The 18,721-nt window shown below is 64.2% G+C and carries 12 protein-coding genes; 6 read left to right on the top strand and 6 right to left on the bottom strand.

Translation table 11 applies throughout. The features are described 5' to 3' along the window. Nucleotides 1-180: 180 nt before the first annotated feature. From ATO11_RS18360 to ATO11_RS18340, 6 genes are all read left to right on the top strand, one after another. Nucleotides 181-1,902: a M10 family metallopeptidase C-terminal domain-containing protein gene (locus ATO11_RS18360; RefSeq protein ID WP_165586997.1), complete on the top strand. Its 1,722-nt coding sequence runs from the start codon at nt 181-183 to the stop codon at nt 1,900-1,902. Nucleotides 1,903-2,044: 142 nt separating this feature from the next. Then, nucleotides 2,045-4,816 carry a calcium-binding protein gene (locus ATO11_RS18355; RefSeq protein ID WP_050532385.1) on the top strand — a complete coding sequence of 924 codons (2,772 nt, stop codon included), beginning with the start codon at nt 2,045-2,047 and terminating at the stop codon, nt 4,814-4,816. A gap of 120 nt (nt 4,817-4,936) precedes the next feature. Beyond that, complete coding sequence (locus tag ATO11_RS18350; RefSeq protein WP_050532384.1) at nt 4,937-6,331, top strand: calcium-binding protein; 1,395 nt, start codon at nt 4,937-4,939, stop codon at nt 6,329-6,331. Then, a complete protein-coding gene (locus tag ATO11_RS18345) occupies nt 6,328-7,125 on the top strand; it encodes a calcium-binding protein (protein WP_050532383.1) in 798 nt (265 codons plus the stop codon). Before ATO11_RS18350 ends, ATO11_RS18345 begins: the two co-directional genes overlap by 4 nt. Before the next feature lie 266 nt (nt 7,126-7,391). Next, nucleotides 7,392-7,544 (top strand): hypothetical protein, encoded by a 153-nt coding sequence (locus ATO11_RS22220; protein WP_165586996.1) that lies wholly within the window; start codon nt 7,392-7,394, stop codon nt 7,542-7,544. 73 nt (nt 7,545-7,617) lie between these two features. Beyond that, nucleotides 7,618-8,085 carry a hypothetical protein gene (locus ATO11_RS18340; protein WP_050532382.1) on the top strand — a complete coding sequence of 156 codons (468 nt, stop codon included), beginning with the start codon at nt 7,618-7,620 and terminating at the stop codon, nt 8,083-8,085. Between the two features lie 34 nt (nt 8,086-8,119). On the opposite strand, the gene ATO11_RS18335 is transcribed toward ATO11_RS18340, so the two are convergent. The 6 genes from ATO11_RS18335 to ATO11_RS18310 all read right to left on the bottom strand — a co-directional run bounded on the left by ATO11_RS18335 (nt 8,120) and on the right by ATO11_RS18310 (nt 18,433). After that, entirely contained in the window at nt 8,120-9,127 is a 1,008-nt protein-coding gene (locus tag ATO11_RS18335) for a hypothetical protein (RefSeq protein ID WP_050532381.1), read from the bottom strand. Nucleotides 9,128-9,131: 4 nt separating this feature from the next. Beyond that, nucleotides 9,132-11,714 (bottom strand): rhamnan synthesis F family protein, encoded by a 2,583-nt coding sequence (locus ATO11_RS18330; protein WP_050532380.1) that lies wholly within the window; start codon nt 11,712-11,714, stop codon nt 9,132-9,134. Between the two features lie 63 nt (nt 11,715-11,777). Beyond that, nucleotides 11,778-12,836, bottom strand: a complete 1,059-nt coding sequence (locus ATO11_RS18325; protein WP_050532379.1) for a hypothetical protein — start codon at nt 12,834-12,836, stop codon at nt 11,778-11,780. Next, a complete protein-coding gene (locus ATO11_RS18320; protein ID WP_134643156.1) occupies nt 12,833-13,867 on the bottom strand; it encodes a hypothetical protein in 1,035 nt (344 codons plus the stop codon). The genes ATO11_RS18325 and ATO11_RS18320 overlap by 4 nt, the downstream gene beginning before the upstream one ends. Before the next feature lie 305 nt (nt 13,868-14,172). After that, a complete protein-coding gene (locus tag ATO11_RS21730; protein WP_110553772.1) occupies nt 14,173-17,889 on the bottom strand; it encodes a calcium-binding protein in 3,717 nt (1,238 codons plus the stop codon). Between the two features lie 28 nt (nt 17,890-17,917). Continuing rightward, a complete protein-coding gene (locus ATO11_RS18310) occupies nt 17,918-18,433 on the bottom strand; it encodes a hypothetical protein (protein ID WP_134643155.1) in 516 nt (171 codons plus the stop codon). Nucleotides 18,434-18,721: the final 288 nt, after the last annotated feature.

The raw sequence follows: 18,721 nt of genomic DNA, 5'->3' as shown, positions 1-18,721 counted from the left end.
AATTCAGCCGTGGTTCGCCGGTATCCGGCACCCGGTCGTCCCGATACAGGCAAGGGATTGCCGACCGGGGCGTCCGGATGCGCCGCGACATGTCGTGATTTTGCGATGCCGCGCCCCGATGGTAAGAGGCTAGACGCGCGCGGGCCGTGACGACGGGACAACCCGCGGATGGAGGAGCAGATGCTGACGCACGAGCCGACGGAACAGGAACAATACTGGCTGGAGCTGATCAACCGGGCCCGCGCCAATCCGGCGGGCGAATTCGATCACCTGATCATCGACGCCGCCACGCAGACCGGCGTGCAGGCCAACATCACCAGCGCGCTGCGCTTCTTCGACGTGGACATGTCGGTGCTGGCGTCCCAGCTTGCGGTGCCGCCCGCGGTCGCGCCGCTGGCATGGAACGAGGCGTTGGCGAGCTCGGCCGACACCCATTCGCAACTGATGATCACCTATGACGAGCAGTCCCACAACCTGCCGGGAGAGCCGTCGCTGGGCAACCGCGTGGCGCAGGCGGGCTACAACAACCTGCGGACGCTGTCGGAAAACATCTATGCCTATACCGAGGACGTGGTGCACGGCCATGCCGGGTTCTACATCGACTGGGGCTTCACCACGACCGGCATCCAGGACCCGCCGGGTCACCGCAACGCGATCCTGCGCGACGGCGTGACCGAGATCGGGATCGGCATGCTGGAGGTGTTCGACGGATCGCTCGACATCGGGCCGTTTTCCGTCACCCAGCACATCGCCGACCGCTGGGATTACGAACCGCAGCTTCTGGGCGTGGTGATCGACGATCAGGATGGCGACGATTTCTATGACCCCGGCGAGGGGCTGGGCGGCGTGACCGTGACCGCCGTGTCGACCTCGGGCGGGCCGGCCTACGTGACGACGACATGGGCGGCGGGCGGTTACCAGATGGTGCTGCCGGACGGAACCTATACCGTGACCTTCTCGGGCGGGGGGCTGACGGGCACCGTCACCACCACCGTGACCATGGCGGGCGAGAACGTGAAGGCCGACGCGCTGGCCGAGGACGCGGTGACCGATCCCAACGCACCCACCGAGGGCGCGGACGACATCACCGGCACCACCGGCAACGACACGATCGACCTTCTGGGCGGCGCGGATGTCTATAGCGGCGACGCGGGCGATGACAGCGTCATCGGCGGGGCCGGGGACGACACGCTGCGCGGCGACGCGGGCGACGACACGCTGATGGGCGGCGCAGGGGCCGACGTGCTGGAGGGCGGCACCGGCCGCGACCTTGCCGATTACGCGGGCGAGACGGCGCGGGTTCTGGTCGACCTTGCCTCGGACGTGTCGGGTGCGGGCTTTGCCCGGTTCTTCGCCGAAGGCGCGGGCGCGGGCGACACCTTTACCGGGATCGAGGATGCGCGCGGTGGCGAGGCCGCCGACAACCTGCGCGGCGACGGGGGCAACAACATGCTGGACGGCGGCGGCGTCAGCGACCGGCTCTATGGCCGGGCGGGCGACGACACGCTGGATGGCGGAACCGGTGCCGACGCGATCTATGGCAACCTTGGCGCGGACGTGATGACCGGCGGCGACGATGCCGGGCGGCGCGACCGCTTCATCTATTTCCAGGCGGACGAGTCGGGCGTCGGCGCGGGCAACCGCGATGTCATCACCGATTTCGTCAGCGGCGAGGACCGGATCGAGTTGAGCCGGATCGACGCCGCGACCACCCTTGGCGGCAAGCAGCGGTTCGACTTCGTGGGCGACGCGGCCTTTACCGGCACGGCGGGTGAATTGCGCTACGAACAGGTCGGCGGCGTGACGCTCGTTCAAGCCGACCGCGACGGCGACGGCGCCGCGGACATGGAGATCGAACTGACCGGCAACCTGACGTTGAACGCTTCGGATTTCCTCATCTAAATCCAGAAGTGACCGTGAAATAAGCGTGAAATCCTAAATTTGGGCACCTTGCGGTGGTGACTCGCGTCGCCGCTCCTGAATAGAGTGAATTATCGTTGCCGAGCGTTGTCGCGGCTCAATTCATTTATTCAGGGGAAATCGCATGACCACGTACACGTATACCGGCTTTACCGCCCAGTTTAACGATGATGACACCGTCGAGAACGTATCGACCGCCACGGTCAGCATTGTCGTCGACGACAGTGTCACCGGGTTCGACTACCAGATCACCCAGACCGAGGCGGACTCGCTCAACGAGGTGCAGATCGACACGCCGATCATCAATGTCCGGCTGAACGAACCGGGCCAGCCGCTGCGCGAATTCACGTCCGACGATCTGGACACGCTCGACGTGCAGGTCGGGCAGGTCAACTGGGGCAGCAACCAGGTCAGCTACCTGCTGACCTTCTCGGTGCCGACCGGTCCGACGACGTCGCAGACCTTCGTCCTGCAGATCGGCGGCCCGACGCTGCCCCAGATCACGAACCAGTCCCAGCTGGAAAACTTCCTTGGCGTGCAGGCGAACTCGATCGGCGGCACCTTCTCGGGTCCGTTCGGACCGAACCAGACGATCAGCTTCTCGTCGATCCCCAACCGGTCGACCACCAATGACGACCTGATCCAGGGCGGCACGGGCGACGACACGCTGGATGGCGGCGTCGGCAACGACACGATCAACACCGGCGGCGGCGACGATTACGAACAGGTCTTCGGCGGTCCGGGCAACGACGTCATCAACCTGCAGCCGACGCTGGGCACCGGCCCGAGGCCAAGCTTTGTCGAGCTGTTGTACCAGAACCTCACTGGCCCGCTTACCGTCAACTTCGATCTCGGTGCCAATTCCGGCACAGTGACCGGCGGTGGCGGCGGTACCGACACGATCAACGGCCTCGCAACGCAGGCCAGCGACATCACCGGGTGGGGCCTCGGCTTTGTCGCCACGGGCGGCAACGATGTCTTCAATATCACCGGCGCCAATGAATCCTACCTGCAGATCTACGGCGGCGGTGGGAATGACACCTTCAACATCGATCTCAACGCGGGCGGCACCGTGCGCTGGCGCGCCAACTGGGACGGCAACAATGGCCCGACCGAAGGTGTGATCGCCGACTTCGGCGCAGGCACGGTCACGCAGGACGGGTTTGGCGGCAGCGATACCGTCACCGTCACGCGCACCGACCCCAATTCGGGCCGCCTGTCGATCCAGACGGACAACTTCGATGACAACGTGACCGGCACCGATGGCCGCGACGGGTTCATCCTTGGCGGCGGCAATGACACCGCGGACGGCGCCGGGGGTCTCGACCGGGTGCGGTATGACCGGGGCGGCGTGGACAACGTGGTTGTCGACCTTGAAGCCGGAACCGCAACAGGCAACTGGGGCGGAACCCCGTTCAACCACACGCTTATCAGCATCGAAGACGTGCGCGGGTCACGGTCGACCACCTCGGGCGATGACATCACCGGCAGCAGCGCCGACAACTTCCTTGACGGGCGCGAGGGCGATGACCTTCTGAACGCGCTTGGCGGTGACGACTATATCGAAGGCGGCCCCGGCAACGACACGATCCGCACGGGCCTTGGCAACGACAACCTGCGCGGGGAGGCGGGTGACGACACCTATGTCGTCGACGGGTCGAACCCGATGACCACGTCCTACATCGCCGATTACGAGGGCACGAACACCCTGCGCGTCGTCAATTTCGAAGGGACCGACGGCAACGAGTTCTACGTTGACGGCAATGACCTTGTCCGCGTCTCGCAACAGGGCCACCACACCCGGATCGAAGGCGGCACGCAGTCGGTCCAGCTGATCGAGTGGACCAATGTCGGCGAGACGGGCCTGATCAACACGCTCGACCTGATCACCGACGTGAACGATGCGACCCGGTCGAATTTCACCTTCGCCGGCTCGCAGAATGACGAAACCTTCAACGCCCCGACCTTGTCTGACACCGGCTGGGCCGAGGTCTATCTGAACGACGGCAACGATTCGTATTTCGGCACGGCGGATTACCTCATCTTCGCCAGCCTCGGGAACGGCAACGACACCGGCACCGGCGGCTCGGGCCGCGACTGGATCCGCGGGCAGGCGGGTGACGACTCGCTCATCGGGGGCGACGGTCAGGACACGCTGTTCGGCGAGGATGGCAACGACACCCTGCTGGGCGGCAACGACGACGACCATCTGTGGGCGTCCGGCATGGGTGCCGACGTTCTGGATGGCGGCGACGGGTCCGACACGGCCAACTATTCCGACGCCACGGGCCGGGTGCTGGTCGACTTCCAGTCCGACGTGTCGGGCGCGGGTTTCGTGCGGTTCTTCGATGAAGGCGCCGCCACCGGCGACACCTTCGCCAATATCGAGAACGCCATCGGCGGCGACTTCGCCGACAACCTGCGCGGCGACGGCGCCAGCAACATGCTGGAAGGCGGCGGCGTCAGCGACCGGCTCTATGGCCGGGCGGGTGACGACATCCTCGACGGTGGCACCGGGGCGGATGCGATGTACGGCAACCTCGGCGCGGACACGATGACCGGCGGCGACGATGCCGGGCGGCGCGACCGCTATATCTACTTCCAGGCCAACGAGACCGGCGTGGGCAGCGGCAACCGCGACGTCATCACCGACTTCGTCTCGGGCGAGGACCGGATCGAACTGTCCCGCATCGACGCCGACATCACGCAAGGCTTCAAGCAACGCTTCGACTTCGTGGGTGACGCGGCCTTTACCGGGACGGCGGGCGAATTACGCTACGAACAGACCGGTGGCATCACCCTCGTGCAGGCCGACCGCGACGGCGACGGCATCGCGGACATGGAGATCGAACTGACCGGCACGATCGACCTCGTCGCGGGAGATTTCCTGATCTGATCCCGCGACGCGGGCAGATGGACAGAGTGGGCCAACTGCCCTAGGGTCAATGGCGCCCCTCCCTCTCGGGGGCGCCATTTTATTTGCGCTTTTCAAAGCTCTCTTGCCAAAGGCCATTGCATGACCCGCCTGTCCGATTACGCCGACGCGCTTGCCAGCATCACCGCCGACCAGAACGCCATCGACGGCACGCTGGACGACCTGGGCCTGCTGGCCTCTACCGGGGAGGTGCTTCTCGACCAGCCGCGCCAGCTTGCCGACCGGCTGGAAGACGCCGCCGACGCGATTGACCTGCCGAACGTGATCGTGAACGTGCTGGGCAACCTGCCCTACGGCATCGGCTTCGCGATCAAGCAGCTGAACAGCGTGTCGAATACCGTCGGCTTCACGATCGAGCAGCAGGAGCAGGTTCTGCGCAACCTCGACACCCTGTGGACGCCCGCGCAAGAGAGCCTTTCCGCGTTCGGCAACCTTCTGATCCCGCCTTCGCTGGTCAACGGCACGCTCGGCTTCTCGCTCGACAACCGGGCCGAGGAACTGGCGCTGCTGGCGAACGTGTTCGATGGCCGCGACGTGCCCGCCGAGACCGAACTGGCCGCGCGGATGGCGGCCTTTACCGGCGGCGTGACCGACTGGGAGGCCGTCAAGGCACTGCTGCTGGCCCCCGTCGACGCGCTGGCGACCGGGCTGGGCAACGCCGTGGATGCGCTGGGGGCCGCCCTGCCGGACACCACCGCGCTCACGAACACGATCAACAGCGCCACCGCCGTCTTCGCGGGCGCCGCCGCCATCGCGAACGACATCTACGATTCGCTGAACGTCAACATCGAGCTGCCCTTCAACATCACGATCAACCTGATCTCGGCCATCGAGACGATCACCGATTTCGTGGGCTTCGTGCAGAACATCATCGAAGACTTCGTGCTCGACATCCTCGACACGCTCGGTTTCACCCTCAACGTCTTCGCCCCGGTCCAGAACCAGATCCTGTCGATCCTCGACCCGGTCTTCGACGTCATCGCCGGGATCGGGGCCGCCGCCGCCAGCGCGATTTCCGCCGTCACCGACGCCCTGGCCGAATTCGGCGGCTCGGTGACCGACCTCTTGACGCAACTGGCCGACCTCGTGGGTTTCGACACGCTCTTCCAGAGCGAAGAGGTGGTGACCGACCCCGATGGCGGCGCACTGGTCGGCACCGGCGGGGAAGAGGCGCTTTTCGGGGGCGAGGGGCGCGACACGCTCGACGGGCGCGGCGGGGTCGACTTCCTGTTCGGCGACGCGGGCAGCGACCACATGGACGGTCGCTCGGGCGCGGACGAGTTGTTCGGCGGGCCGGGCCGCGACACCCTGATCGGCGGGCTGGGGGACGATTACGTCCACGGCGGCGCGGCGATCGACACCGCGATCCTCGACGACGCCTGGGCGACGTCACCGTCATCGACCTTGGCAGCGGCGTCCGCATCACCTCGTCCGAAGGCACCGACACGTTCCAACAGGTCGAACAGTTCGACATGAACGGCCAGATGCACACGCTGGACGAGGTGCGCCTGCAGGCCGACGCGGTGGATCTCGACGGCACCAATGGCGGCGACCTGCTGATCGGCACCGACGGGATCGACACGCTGTCGGGCCTTGGCGGCGACGACACGCTGCGCGGCGGGGCAGGGGGCGACGTGCTCGATGGCGGGGCGGGCTGGGACGTGGCCGATTACACCGATGCCACCCGCTCCGTTCGCGTCGACCTGCAAAACCCCGCGATCAGCTACAACGACGCCGCCGGCGACACCTTCACCTCGATCGAGGCGTTCCGCACCGGCAACACCGTCGACCAGTTGCGCGGCGACGCAGGCGACAACCACTTTTCCGGCGGCGGCCTGACCGACCGGCTCTATGGCCGCGCGGGCAACGACACGCTGCGCGGCGGGGAAGGGGCCGACGCGATCTATGGCGGTCTTGGGGCCGACGTGATGACCGGCGGGCCGGGCGCGGGCCGGATGGACCGCTTCATCTATTTCAACGCCGCCGAAACCGGGGCCGGGCCCGGCAACCGCGACCTCATCACCGATTTCACCCCCGGCGAGGACCGGATCGAGATCTCCCGCATCGACGCCGACATCACCCAAGGGTTCAAGCAGCGCTTCGACTTCATCGGGGATGCGGCCTTTTCCGGCACGGCGGGCGAACTCAGGTTCGACCACGACGCCGGGCGCACCATCGTGCAGGCCGACCGCGACGGTGACGGTACCGCGGATTTCGAGATCCTGCTGACCGGCACCCTCACCCTGTCCGCGACCGACTTCCTCATCTGACGCTGCATCGCGGCAAATCCGGCCCGCCCCGCCGCCCGCGCGAAACGGCCCCCCGGTTGTCAAACTGCACAATTTTTATGTCACTTGCCTGCAAGAGTTTTTTTTATGGTACGCTCGGGCGGCTTCGCTTAAGTTCTGGGCATTGGATGCTGTAAGAATTAGATGATTCCGAATGTACCCATTGTGCAGGTGTGTACCCGCCCCGAATGCTGCAGTTGCAAATCGTAAGGGGCATTCAACCTAACCCATTTACCAAGGACCAGACCATGGCATCAAAAACACAATCCGCCGAAGAACGCGCGAGTTCCCAACGCCAGATCTACGTGAAACTGCGCATCGCCGAGATCGAGGCAGAGCTGAAGGCTCTCAAGGCAGAGCGCAGCGCCTTCATCAAGGAACGCACCAAGGAATCCGCCTGACCGGATACGGGCTGGCAGGCCGTGACACCGGCCTGCCGCGCATCCGTCCATCCCGGATTTTGACAAGACCGACATGCTGATCATCGACACCCACCACCCCGCCGCCAAGGGCAAGACCCGCCCCGATATCGACTGGCCCGAACCCGTCTGCGTGGTGAACCCGTTCGACCGGGAGGCCGGGCCGATGGACGAAGGCACGCTCGACCCGAACGTGTTCCTGTTCGAGATGACAAGCGACGCTCCCAGCCGCCTCGCGCTGATGCGCGACGTGATCGTGGGCGCGCATCGCACCGCCGCGCAGCCGCGCGGCGCGCTGCTGTTTCTCAGCGGCGAGGGCACCGCGCCCGACGCGATGCCCGAAGGGTCCGACATCGTCTGGACAACCGATGAAGACAGCGGCGACGTCACGATGCTGGCCGCCGGGCCGGACGTGACCGCGCACCCGATGTTCATCACCTTCTTCACCAACATGAACGCAGGCCTCACCGCCAGTCACACCGAGGTCAGCCTCGGCATGATGAAACAGTATCTCGGCGGGTGAGAGGGCGCGCGGCGCACTTGCGCCGCGCCTGTCGTCACTCGGCGGCCTCATCCCGGCCCTGTTCCAGCTCGCGCACCTGCCGTTGCAGCGCCTGGATGTTGATCGACTGCCGCAGCACGATCGCCAGCAGGTAATCCAGAAGCCGCGCGCGCAGCGCGTCGGGATCGGCGCGTTTCTGCTCCCTGTCCGCGCCTGACAGGAACGGCACGTCCAGCATCTTCTCCAGCTCGCGGAACTGGTCGAGGTAGGGCGCGATGATGTCGTCGGTCGCGGTGTAGTCGAGGTAATCGTCAACCGCCTCTTCCACCGACACCACCGTGTCGCGCGCGGGATGCAGGACCGTGCGGTTGAACCGGTCGGGAAAGACCTCGCCCCGGAACTTGTTGTTGAAAAGCGCCCGCAGCAGCACCTCGGCATCCTCGGCCCGTTCCAGCACGCGGCCTTCCGGCGGGTCGAGCGTGATGCCCGCGACTTCGGCAAAATCCTCCACCACGTCGATGGATTTCTGGTGATGGCGCACGGTCATGATGTCGCCGTAGCGTTCGAACCAGGGCCGCAGCGCCACGTAATTGTTGATCAGGCTGCCCGCCTGCTCGGCATAGGGCGCCAGCTTGCCCTCGCGGACCTTGTGGCGCAGGCCCCATTGCGTGAAGGCCGATGGCAGCCACGAATGGATGTCGCGCACGTACATGATGAGCCGCAGGTCGACCTCTTCGCGCAACCGCGCGATCACCGGCGCCAGCTGGTCGATCCGCCCGAACAGGTCCTCGTTCGAGAAGATGAACTTCTCCGCCCCGGTGCTGGCGGCAAGGGTCGTCATGTGCGCGATGAACTTGTCGCAACCGGCGCGCTTGGCGTCCTCGTCCTGTTCCAGGAACAGCCGCAGACCCTCGATCCCGTGGAACCGCGGCGCGACCATGTCGAACCACATGCCAAGGTAATGCGTCTTCTGCTCGGCCAGGCGGGGCTCGCTGGCCTTCAGGGCCCGCTGGATGGAGGACGTCCCGGTCTTGCCCATCCCGATATGCAGCAGCACTTGCACGCGACTACCTCCTAGGTTGATCGGGTTTGCTGATGAATACAGACTTTTTCTGCATTTCATAGGTGGCGGTCGGCCAAAGCCGTTCGATCAGGTGGAAAACCGACCCGTCATTGGCGATGGGCTCGTTCGGCCACGGATAGTCACGCCCGAAATAGCTGTTCATGTGCTCGACCACGCCGCGCCGCACCCAGAACATGTTCCCCACCGGGAACAGCAGCGGATGGGTCGGCAAGGGCGTTTCGATGCGCGGTTGGAAGATCGGCAGGTTCTTCTTCGACATGAACCAGCCGCACATGAACGGGTCGAACGGCGCGACCAACCCGATATCGGGGTCCTTCAGTTGCAGCAGCGCGTTCGACACCTTGGTCTTGCCGCCCATCAGGATGCTCAGCATGAAGTTCCGCCACACGTCCCCGCCCGGCGTCGACGAGATCGATTTCTTCTGGTGCATGTGGCCCCAGATCTCGTCCCCGCCCCATTTCTCCAGCTCCCAGAACAGGTTCATGAACGGCAGGATGTCCCGCCCCGTGTTCGGAACCTGCACGATCTCGGCCTCGAAATTGGTCTCTTTCAGGATCTCGTTGATCGTGTTGGCCTTGCGGGTCGCGTCCGTCGTGATGACGATCCGGTTCGCCCTCCGGTAGACCTCGTAGGACTGGATGTCATAGGCGAGGTCGTCGGTGTAATAGGCGTGGATGTGGATCGAGAAGGGCGGCAGGTCCTCCGGGTCGTGCTCTGAATAGCGCACGATCTTGCTGCTTTGATGCACCGGGTGGTCCGACTTGGCCACGACCCGCCGCGCCTCGTCTTCCGACTGCCACACCGTCTGCCGACCCAGCGACCACGCCTTCTGCCGCTCGCGGATGCGCGCCTGCGCGTCATGCGGCTTCTCGGTGAACAGCACCGGCAGGTCGTAATCGCCTTCACCCAGCACGAACCGCCGCCGCGCGCCCAGCTTCTCCTCGATGAAACCCGCGATCTTGTCGAACAGGTCGGGGTCAAGCCGCAGCTTCTTGGTGATCTTCTTGGTCGCACTCATCCGGCCGATCCGGCTCGCCTTCGACGGCAGGGCCGCGATGGTGTCCGCCGCCGCCTCCACGTCGCCAAAGGGCACCTTGTGGATGCGCTCCTGCTTGTCATAGACCGCGTCGTCGAACCCCGACGCGTCGCGGAACAGCAGCACGTCGCAATCGAACTCGGCCCCGTCCAGCACCACGCCGGGCAACGGGTCCATCCGCGACGACAGGTACATAACGTCGGCACCGGCGCAGACGTCCCAGTAATGATCGCCCGCCGGCAGGAAGTGGAAATAGCTGCCGGGCTCGTTCGCCCGCGCCTCGCGCATCTGCTTTTCCATCCAGACGCCGCAGTTGAAATCCTCGTGGATCAACCCGTCGCCCATCCAGATGAACAGCGCCTCTGGGTCGCGCTTGTGCACCAGTTGCGCGGTCGTCATGAACAGGTCGGTGCCCTTGCGCCAGTGCACGCTGCCCGCGCCGTAGACGATCTTGCGGGTCGAACAATCCACGCCCAGGATCTTCGACAACCGCTCCCGCGCGGCCTTGTGCTGCTTGCGCGACACCTTGTCGAGGACCAGCGGCGCCTGCGGAATGACCGTCGTGCAGTCATCCGTGTCGAACCCCAGGTCCTCGTGAATGTTGCGCCACGCATCGCGCACGTATTCCGACGAGAACACCTTCAGGTCGGCATAGAACGTCGTCCAGATCGTCTTGTGCAGCGGCACCGAATATTCCGGGAACTCGTGCACGTAGAAACAGAACGGGATGCCGCGCGCCACCAGCGCCGGGATGAACAGGCTGCAATCGACCGAGTTCAGCAGCGCGAATTCCACGTTGATCAGGTGATGCTTCAGCACGAAATCGACCTGCTGGTGCAGGTTGGGCGAGATGAACAGCGCCATGCATTCGCGCCGGTAGGGCTCCATCAAGGGGCCGTCCTGAAGGCTCAGCGCGATGACGTTGTATTTCTCGGATGCCTGCCGCATCAGTTCCAGCCCGACCATCGGCGCGCCGGTCATGGACAACTGGTGCACCATGAACATCATGGTCGGCTTGGCAGGGTCGTAGGCCTTGTCGCCCTCGTGGAAATTGCGCCGGATGTTCAGCAGCGAATTGCGCTTCTCGCGGCGACCGAATTCAAGGAAGTGGCGCAGCGGGAAAACGCCGGCCTCGCCCACGTCGGGATATTCGGTCAGGTAATGCTCGCGCGAGAAATGCGACACTTTCGCGTCGATCCCGTGGGGCAGGGCCATCAGCTCGTACAGCAACTCGTACGCTTCTTCCTGTCCGGCACGCGCCGCGCGGGCAAGGTCGCTGTCCAGCAGCACAGCGTCGATCAGGTTGTCGGCACGCGGGCGCACCGCCTTGAATTCGCTGTACATGTTGCCGTGCCGGTTTTCCTTCCGGCCATGCGTGTAATAATGCTCTTTCAGGTCGACGCCCTTTTCGAGCAGTTCGGGAAACTTGTTGCCGTAAAAGACGACGTCGAAACGGAAATCCGGGCGCGCCTCGTAGAGGCCAAGAGGTTCGACGTAATCGCGCCAGACTTGATCTAGATCCAGTGTCATCTGCTCACCATTTCGGAGATGTCTTCGGGGGCAGGGGGGCTGCCGGTTCAATCGTCGTCACGTTCAGTCCTTCGGCGGCGGCGCGCGGCGCGGAATCAGCGCGTGCATCACCTTTGCCACATCTTCGGGAGTGTCCATAGGCGCGTCGTCGGCGACCTGCCGCACCAGCGCGCGCAACACGTCCGTGGCCCCCAACGCGACATCAAGGAATTCCGCTTGCGACGCGGGGCCCTCGTCTTCCTGCTTCGGCAGGGCATCAAGACCAAAGGAATGGCCCATCCGCGCCTCGGCCCATGCGATGTCCTCGGCATGCCTGGCCAGCGTGTCCTCGAACAGCCGCGGCGACAGGCGGAACTTGCGCCCGCCGGCCCGCTGCATCCGGTGCACGAAATCCCAGTTCTGCCGCATCTCGTCCGGGCGCTGCTGGCGGTCGGCACCAACGCCGAACCGCCGCTCGACGAACAGCAGGGCCGCCGCTTCAAGGGTCATGCTCTCGTTATCGCGCACGATGTCTTCCTTGGCGATCGGTACTCCGATCGTATCGGCGAAATCGGCCACCACGTCGCCATCCTTCAGGACGGTCCGGTCGAACGGACGCACGATCACCTTGTCGCGTCCGAACGCCTCTTCCAGCGCCTCGACGCTGGGACGGTAGGGGCGGTAGATGCGCGTCGGCGAAAAGGTCGCGCGGCCCGTCTTGATCGTCTGCTGGAAGGACGAGGCGGCAAAGGTCACCGGGTCGCGCAGGTAGGTCACGACAAGGTAGTCGTCGCAGAACCGGTCAAGGTAGGCGCGCAGGACCTTCATCTTCTCGGGCGACATGATGAAGATGCGCTCGGCCGACAGGATCAGCGCGCGGGGCGCGTGGGCGGCGATATGCTCTTCCAGCTTGCGTTCGTGATCCGCCAGCCGCTTTTTCCACTGCGCGAACCGGTCGGGGTTGGCGACGGCGGAATGGGTCTCGTCCCCGGTCACCAGCGCGACCAGCCCGCCATGGTTGGGCGCGGGCCAGTTCCAGTAATGCGCGTCACCCAGGTCGGCGCGCGCGAATGTCTCCTGGATCGACGTGGTGCCCGTCTTGGGCATGCCCACGTGCAGGATTCCCAGCGGCTTCCGGCTCATGGCGCGTACCGCACGAAGGACAGGGCGGGCAGCAGGTCCTGCATGGATCGCGGCGCATCGGGCACCAGCGCCGCCGCGATATGCGCGCGCAGGCCATCGGCGTAATCCGGCGCCAGCTCCGCAAGGTCCTCCAGCCGGTCGATGGTCACGTCGCCGGATTGCCTTGCTGTCCGGTCAAGCGGCGTGCCCAGCCGCGCATCCATCCAGTCGCAATCCGCCTTGATCGACGCGACGATCTTCGTCGCCGCCGCCTCGGAGAAGGCGAAGGTGCCGCTGCCGAACTCGGTCAGCAGCGCGAAGGTGCGGATCCGTTCGACCGGCGTGACCGAGGCGGCGATATCGTCGGGCAGATGGCAGGTCATCGCGATCATGCAGGCCAGCGCCTCCACCGAAACGCTTTCGTTCGAGGTCAGGATCGCCTCGACCGGGTAACCGGTGCCCAGCCAGTCCGCGAAATCGGCAACCACGTTGCCGTCCTTCAGATCGCCCCGCCGGAAGATGCGATACTGCACATGATCCGCCCCGAAGGCGTCTTCGAACTTGGCGAACCGGGACTGGTAATGGGGCAGGTCAGGCGTGACCGACAGGTCCTTCGCCCCCGTCTTGATGCGCTGCTGGATCGAGCTGCGGACGAAACCCAGCGGGTCGCGCACGTAGGCATGGATCTCCACCTCTTCGAACCGCTCTGCCAGCCAGCCGCGAAACCGCGCCACCGACGGTTCGGACATGTACCCGAACCGCTCTGCCGAGAAGATCACCGGCACCCCCGCCGCCGCGACCCTGTCGAATTCCCGGTCGCTTTCCTCCGCCCGCGCCTTGCGGAAGGCCTGCCGCTCGGCGTCTGACGCCTGCGAGTACCACGGCAACTGCATCAGGGTCTCGGGCTCTTCGAACATCACCCGCGACCACTGGTTCAGGTTGTTGCCCCGCGCCTTGAAATAGGAAAACCCCTCGGGCGGCACGGCGGCGAAACTGTCCTGGATGGAACTCGTTCCCGTCTTGTGCATCCCAACGTGGACAATGGCTTTCATTGATATTCCGTGCCTTGAACTTGGTAAGTGCTTAGTGTCCCGTGGCCTTATGCGCAAGCGATCCCCCGGCCGGTCGGCGGCCTCCGGATCGCGCCGCGACACCTGCACAAAATCCGCGCATCGGCGGGCGGTCACTCAGCCCCGGATCAACCCGCCGTTCCAGACGAAAACCGCCGCGGACCGCGCCGGGCAGGCAATCGAAGGTATTACTGGAATGTCCGGGAAAGGTGCGGGTGGAGGCCCTTGATACGACCCCGCGAAAAAGGGCCCGGCCCCCGGTCTGCACCGGGGGCCGGAGCGTTTCATCACACGATGACGATATCGTCGGTGATCGTGGTGGTGGTCATGCCATCCACGAACACGATGTCGCCGCCGCCGAAGTCGAACTGGACACCACCGCCGGTGTTGGAGCCGTAGATGCTCACCACCTGCGCCGCGGTCAAACCGCCGCCCCACAGGCCGTCATCCAGCTGCAGGTTGTCGATGTTGTCCTCGAAGTTCAGGACCGTGTCGTTGTCGTAGTTCACCGCGAAGATGAACCAGTCGATGTTGCCATCGTTGGCACCGTCCAGGGTGTCGTTGCCACCCTGGCCAGCCATGGTGTCACGACCCAATCCGCCGTTCAGGATGTCGATACCGCTGCCCCCGAGGAGGAAGTCGTTCTCGGTCCCGCCGTTCAGCGTGTCGTTGCCGGACGCCCCGAAGAGGGTATCGTTGCCGGCGCCCCCGTTGAGGTTGTCGTCGCCGGTCGACCCGTCAAGATCGTCGAAGCCGTCTTCACCGGTCAGGGTGTCGTTGCCGGCACCACCGTTCAGGCTATCCGACCCGATACCGCCACGCAGGGTGTCGTTACCGCCGTCACCGTTCAGGGTGTCGTTGCCCTGGTCACCGCGGATCAGGTCATCGTCGGCACCACCGTTGGCCACGTCGCTGCCGCCACCGCCAAGGATGGTGTCATTGCCGCTGTTGCCGTTGATGGTGTCGTTCTGGCCTTCACCCCGCAGGTCGTCGAGGCCGCTGCCGCCGTTCAGGAGGTCGTTTTCGCTACCGCCCTGCAATGCGTCGTTGCCATCGCCGCCGTCCAGCGTGTCGTTGCCGAACGTACCGCGCAGGGTATCGTTGCCAAGACCGCCCTGGATGTCGTCTTCACCGAAACCACCGTTCAGGAGGTCGTTGCCGCCGTCCCCGAAGATGGTGTCGTTGTCGTTCTGACCGCGGATATCGTCGCCGCCATCGCCACCGTTGATCAGGTCAGCCCCGTCATTGGCCACGATCACGTCGGCACCAAGACCACCGTCCACCGTGTCCGCGCCTTGCAGCGAGGTGATGGTGTCGGCATCGTCGCCACCGTCGATCGAGTCGGCATCAGCGCCACCGCGCAGCGTGTCCATACCCGCTCCGCCCGAGATGGTGTTGTCACCACCCAGTGCGCGGATCGAGTCGTTGCCGGCACCGGCCACGATGTTGTTGGCTCCCGCGGTCCCGACAAGGATGTCGCTGGCACTACCGAGGATCGCGTTCTCGAAGTTCGTGAACAGCTCGGCGCTATAGTTCACGACGCCTGTCGCCATGTCGAAGTCGTAGAAGAAGTTGCCTACGCTCAGGTCGATGGTGTCGATGCCGTTACCGCCATCGAACGTCTCCGCGCCGCTGACCGCGATGCCAAGGTCGTCGTTGTCACCCAGATTGTAGGTACCGCCCGACCCGGTCGATTCGACTGTGTCGTTGCCAAGACCACCTTCGACCGTGTGTACGCCGTTGGCGCCCTGGTCGTCGAAGAAGTCGTTGCCGGAACCCAGGTCGATGTCGTCGGTCCCGGCGCTCGCGATCACGGTGTCGTTGCCCGACCCGCCGTTGATGGTGTCGTCGCCGGCACCGCCATCCATCGAGTCGTCGTTCGACCCGCCATTGAGCAGGTCGTTGCCAGCGTCACCCAGCAGGGTGTCATTGCCAAGACCGCCGGTCAGCACGTCGTTGTCGGCACCGCCGTCAAGGCTGTCGTTGCCGCTGCCGCCGTCAAGCGAGTCATTGCCGGCACCGCCCGTGACGATGTCGTTGCCGCCTTCGCCTTCAACCGAGTCAGCCTCGACCGAACCGGTGACAGTTTCCGAAGATCCGTCACCCACAACGTGAATGTGGTCACCCTCGGTGCCCCAGTCCTGGAAGGTCCAGCCCGACAGGTCGAGCGACGTGACAGCGCCCATGATGATCTGCAGGATGTCCTGCATACCACCGGCCGCGCCATCGATCAGCAGGGTCGAGGAAATCTCGGTCGCCGCGTCGGTTTCCTGACCGTTGATGCTGAACATGTTGACGCCGGCACCGAAGTTGTTGAACTCGATCTCTTCGATCGACTCGAACTGCACCGCGGTGGAGCTCATGTCGGTCGTTTCCATGACGACGATCCGGTCGGTGCCGTTACCGCCACGCAGCGAGTCCCCCTCGGATCCGGTACCGCCGACAAAGAAGTCGTCGTTCCCATCAAAGCCCGAGATGTCATCGTCGATCATCGAACCGTAGAAGTTCTCGCTCGATGCGTCGCCGTCGATGTCGATCTCGTCATTGCTGTCGGAGTTCACGAACGTCCAGTTGCGCAGGTCGATGGTGGTCGACGACCCCATGTCGATCTGGATCGTGTGAGTCGAGGTCGCGCCCGAATCGAACGTCACGGCGGTGTTCGACGCCCAGTCGGTATGCGCATCGTCCGGCAGGATCAGGTTGAAGGAGCCGTTAGTGCCCGCGAACTGGATGCCTTCCATGCCCGAGAACGAGAACGAGTCCATGATGTAGGTACCCGCGCCGTTGAGATACAGCGTGTCGATCCCCGTTCCGCCAACAACCGAGTCGGTGCCATGCGTCGCCGCTTCGGACGAAATGTATTCGAAGCGGTTGGTGCCCGAGTTGCCGGTCAGCGTGTCGTTGCCGGTGCCCCCGCGCATCGTATCGTCGCCAAGGTTGCCGAAAATCGAGTCGTCGCCAGCCTCGCCGCGAAGCAGGTCGTTGCCCGAGTCGCCCGAGATGGTGTCGTTACCGGCACGGCCAAAGATCTGGTCATTGTCGTTACCGCCGCGGATAGAGTCGGCGCCGCCGCCGTTCGCACCAAAGATGGTATCGTTGCCGCCGTTGCCAAAGATGGTGTCCGGCGATGCCGTTTCGCCACCCCAGAGGTAGTTGGCAACGTTGTCGCCGCGGATCGTTTCCGACCCGTCCGAGCCATAGACGCTTTCAAATCCCTGGATCACCTCGAAGGTCGCGCTGCCATTCGATGCCTCGATCCGCTCGTTCAGCAGGTCGATCTCGACGGATGTGCCGGCATAGGTGATCTGGCGCAGGTCGAGGATGTCGTTGCCGGTGCCACCATCCCAGATGTCGGCGTTGGAAATCAGCGTGCTGGTCAGGACCACGCGGTCGTTGCCCGAGCCCGCGTCAACCGTGTCGGCGCCGCCTTCGGTGATGACGTCGTTGCCCGCACCGCCAAAGATCGAGTTCGACCCCGAGTTGCCGTTCAGGATGTCGTTGCCACCGCCGCCATACAAGCTGTCGTTGCCGATGCCGCCGTTCAACGTGTCGTTGCCCGTGCCGCTGAGGACAAGGTCACCGTAGATCAGGTCGTTGCCGTTGTTGCCGTCGATCGAGTCGTTGCCGGCTGCCCCTTTCAACGAGTCGTCGAAGCCCGTCCCGTTGATCGTGTCATTGCCGCCGAACACCTCGTCCAGCAGGTCATTGCCCGTCGTCATCGCGACAAGGCTGCCCGCGAACCCGGTGATTTCGACATCGGGTGTCGCGAAGTTGTCGTTGTTGAAGTCGAATTCCAGCGACGTGATCGTGCCGCTCAGCGGATCGCCCGACCCGTTGGTCGTGATCCCGAAGCCGAAGGCCTGCACGTCGCTGCCACCCGGCGTCAGCCACGAGTAAGCGGTGGAGGAGTTTGTCCCGGCTGGATCAAATGCGTCATAGCTGAACTGGCCGCCATTGACCATGTCCAGCCCTTCCTGGGCGTTTGTTGATGTTAATACGGCCATTTTCGAAGTCTCCTAAAATTGGCTGTGTTCAGATGCGAGTGTTGGCAATCGAAATCGGCCGGATCCGGCCATCCGAATAGATGCGCCGGGCCACAAGCCGGCGTTTGTCGCGGAATTCCTCCCGCATGGTCCTGACAAGGAATGAGTTCATGTCAGGCCCGTCCGTCACCCAGAAATTGAAGATGACGCAATCGCCTTCCCGGCCATCCCCGGTCAGTGTTCCATTGCCGTCCAGCCATGCCTGGGCGGCGTCTTCTTGATCGTAAGTCCAGCCCACGAAACCGCGGGGCTGTCCGTCGCGGAACACGATGTAATAGTGCTTGCGATTGAGGTGACCGGCGATCAGGCGGCACATGCCCCCGAACGTCCGGTCGGCAAATGGCGCATGCCCCATCAGAAGCGACATCGTGATGCCGGCCGCCAGGTGGGGACTGTTGTTGCGAAGGGCTTGAAATTTCGGCGACGGTGTCGCGCGGGGTGCTTCACCCGCGGCATCGCTGCCTTCGGAATCGCCCGTCTGCGTCATTGAAATCGAGGCATCCATAACCTGCATCCAAAAGTGGGTTCGCCAAAAAATTCCGGCGATGTCAAAAAATTGCGCACAAGAGTACGCATCAAGAGTGTTGCACAGCGATCAAGCGCAACGCAACAACGGGAAGCCTTACCCAGCTGATGCAACTTTTATCTTGACGAAACAATTTTTCTATGATCGCCACATCCGACTCGTAATTCCTGCCGGATTTAGCCGTAAAATTTTACATAACTACTATTATAATTAATCCAGATGTAGCCGCAAAGCGATAATGTCACCCATGAGCAATTCAGGAATGTC

The sequence above is a fragment of the Pseudaestuariivita atlantica genome (assembly GCF_001205715.1).
Classification (GTDB): domain Bacteria; phylum Pseudomonadota; class Alphaproteobacteria; order Rhodobacterales; family Rhodobacteraceae; genus Pseudaestuariivita; species Pseudaestuariivita atlantica.
This window is presented reverse-complemented; position numbering and strand designations above follow the sequence as displayed.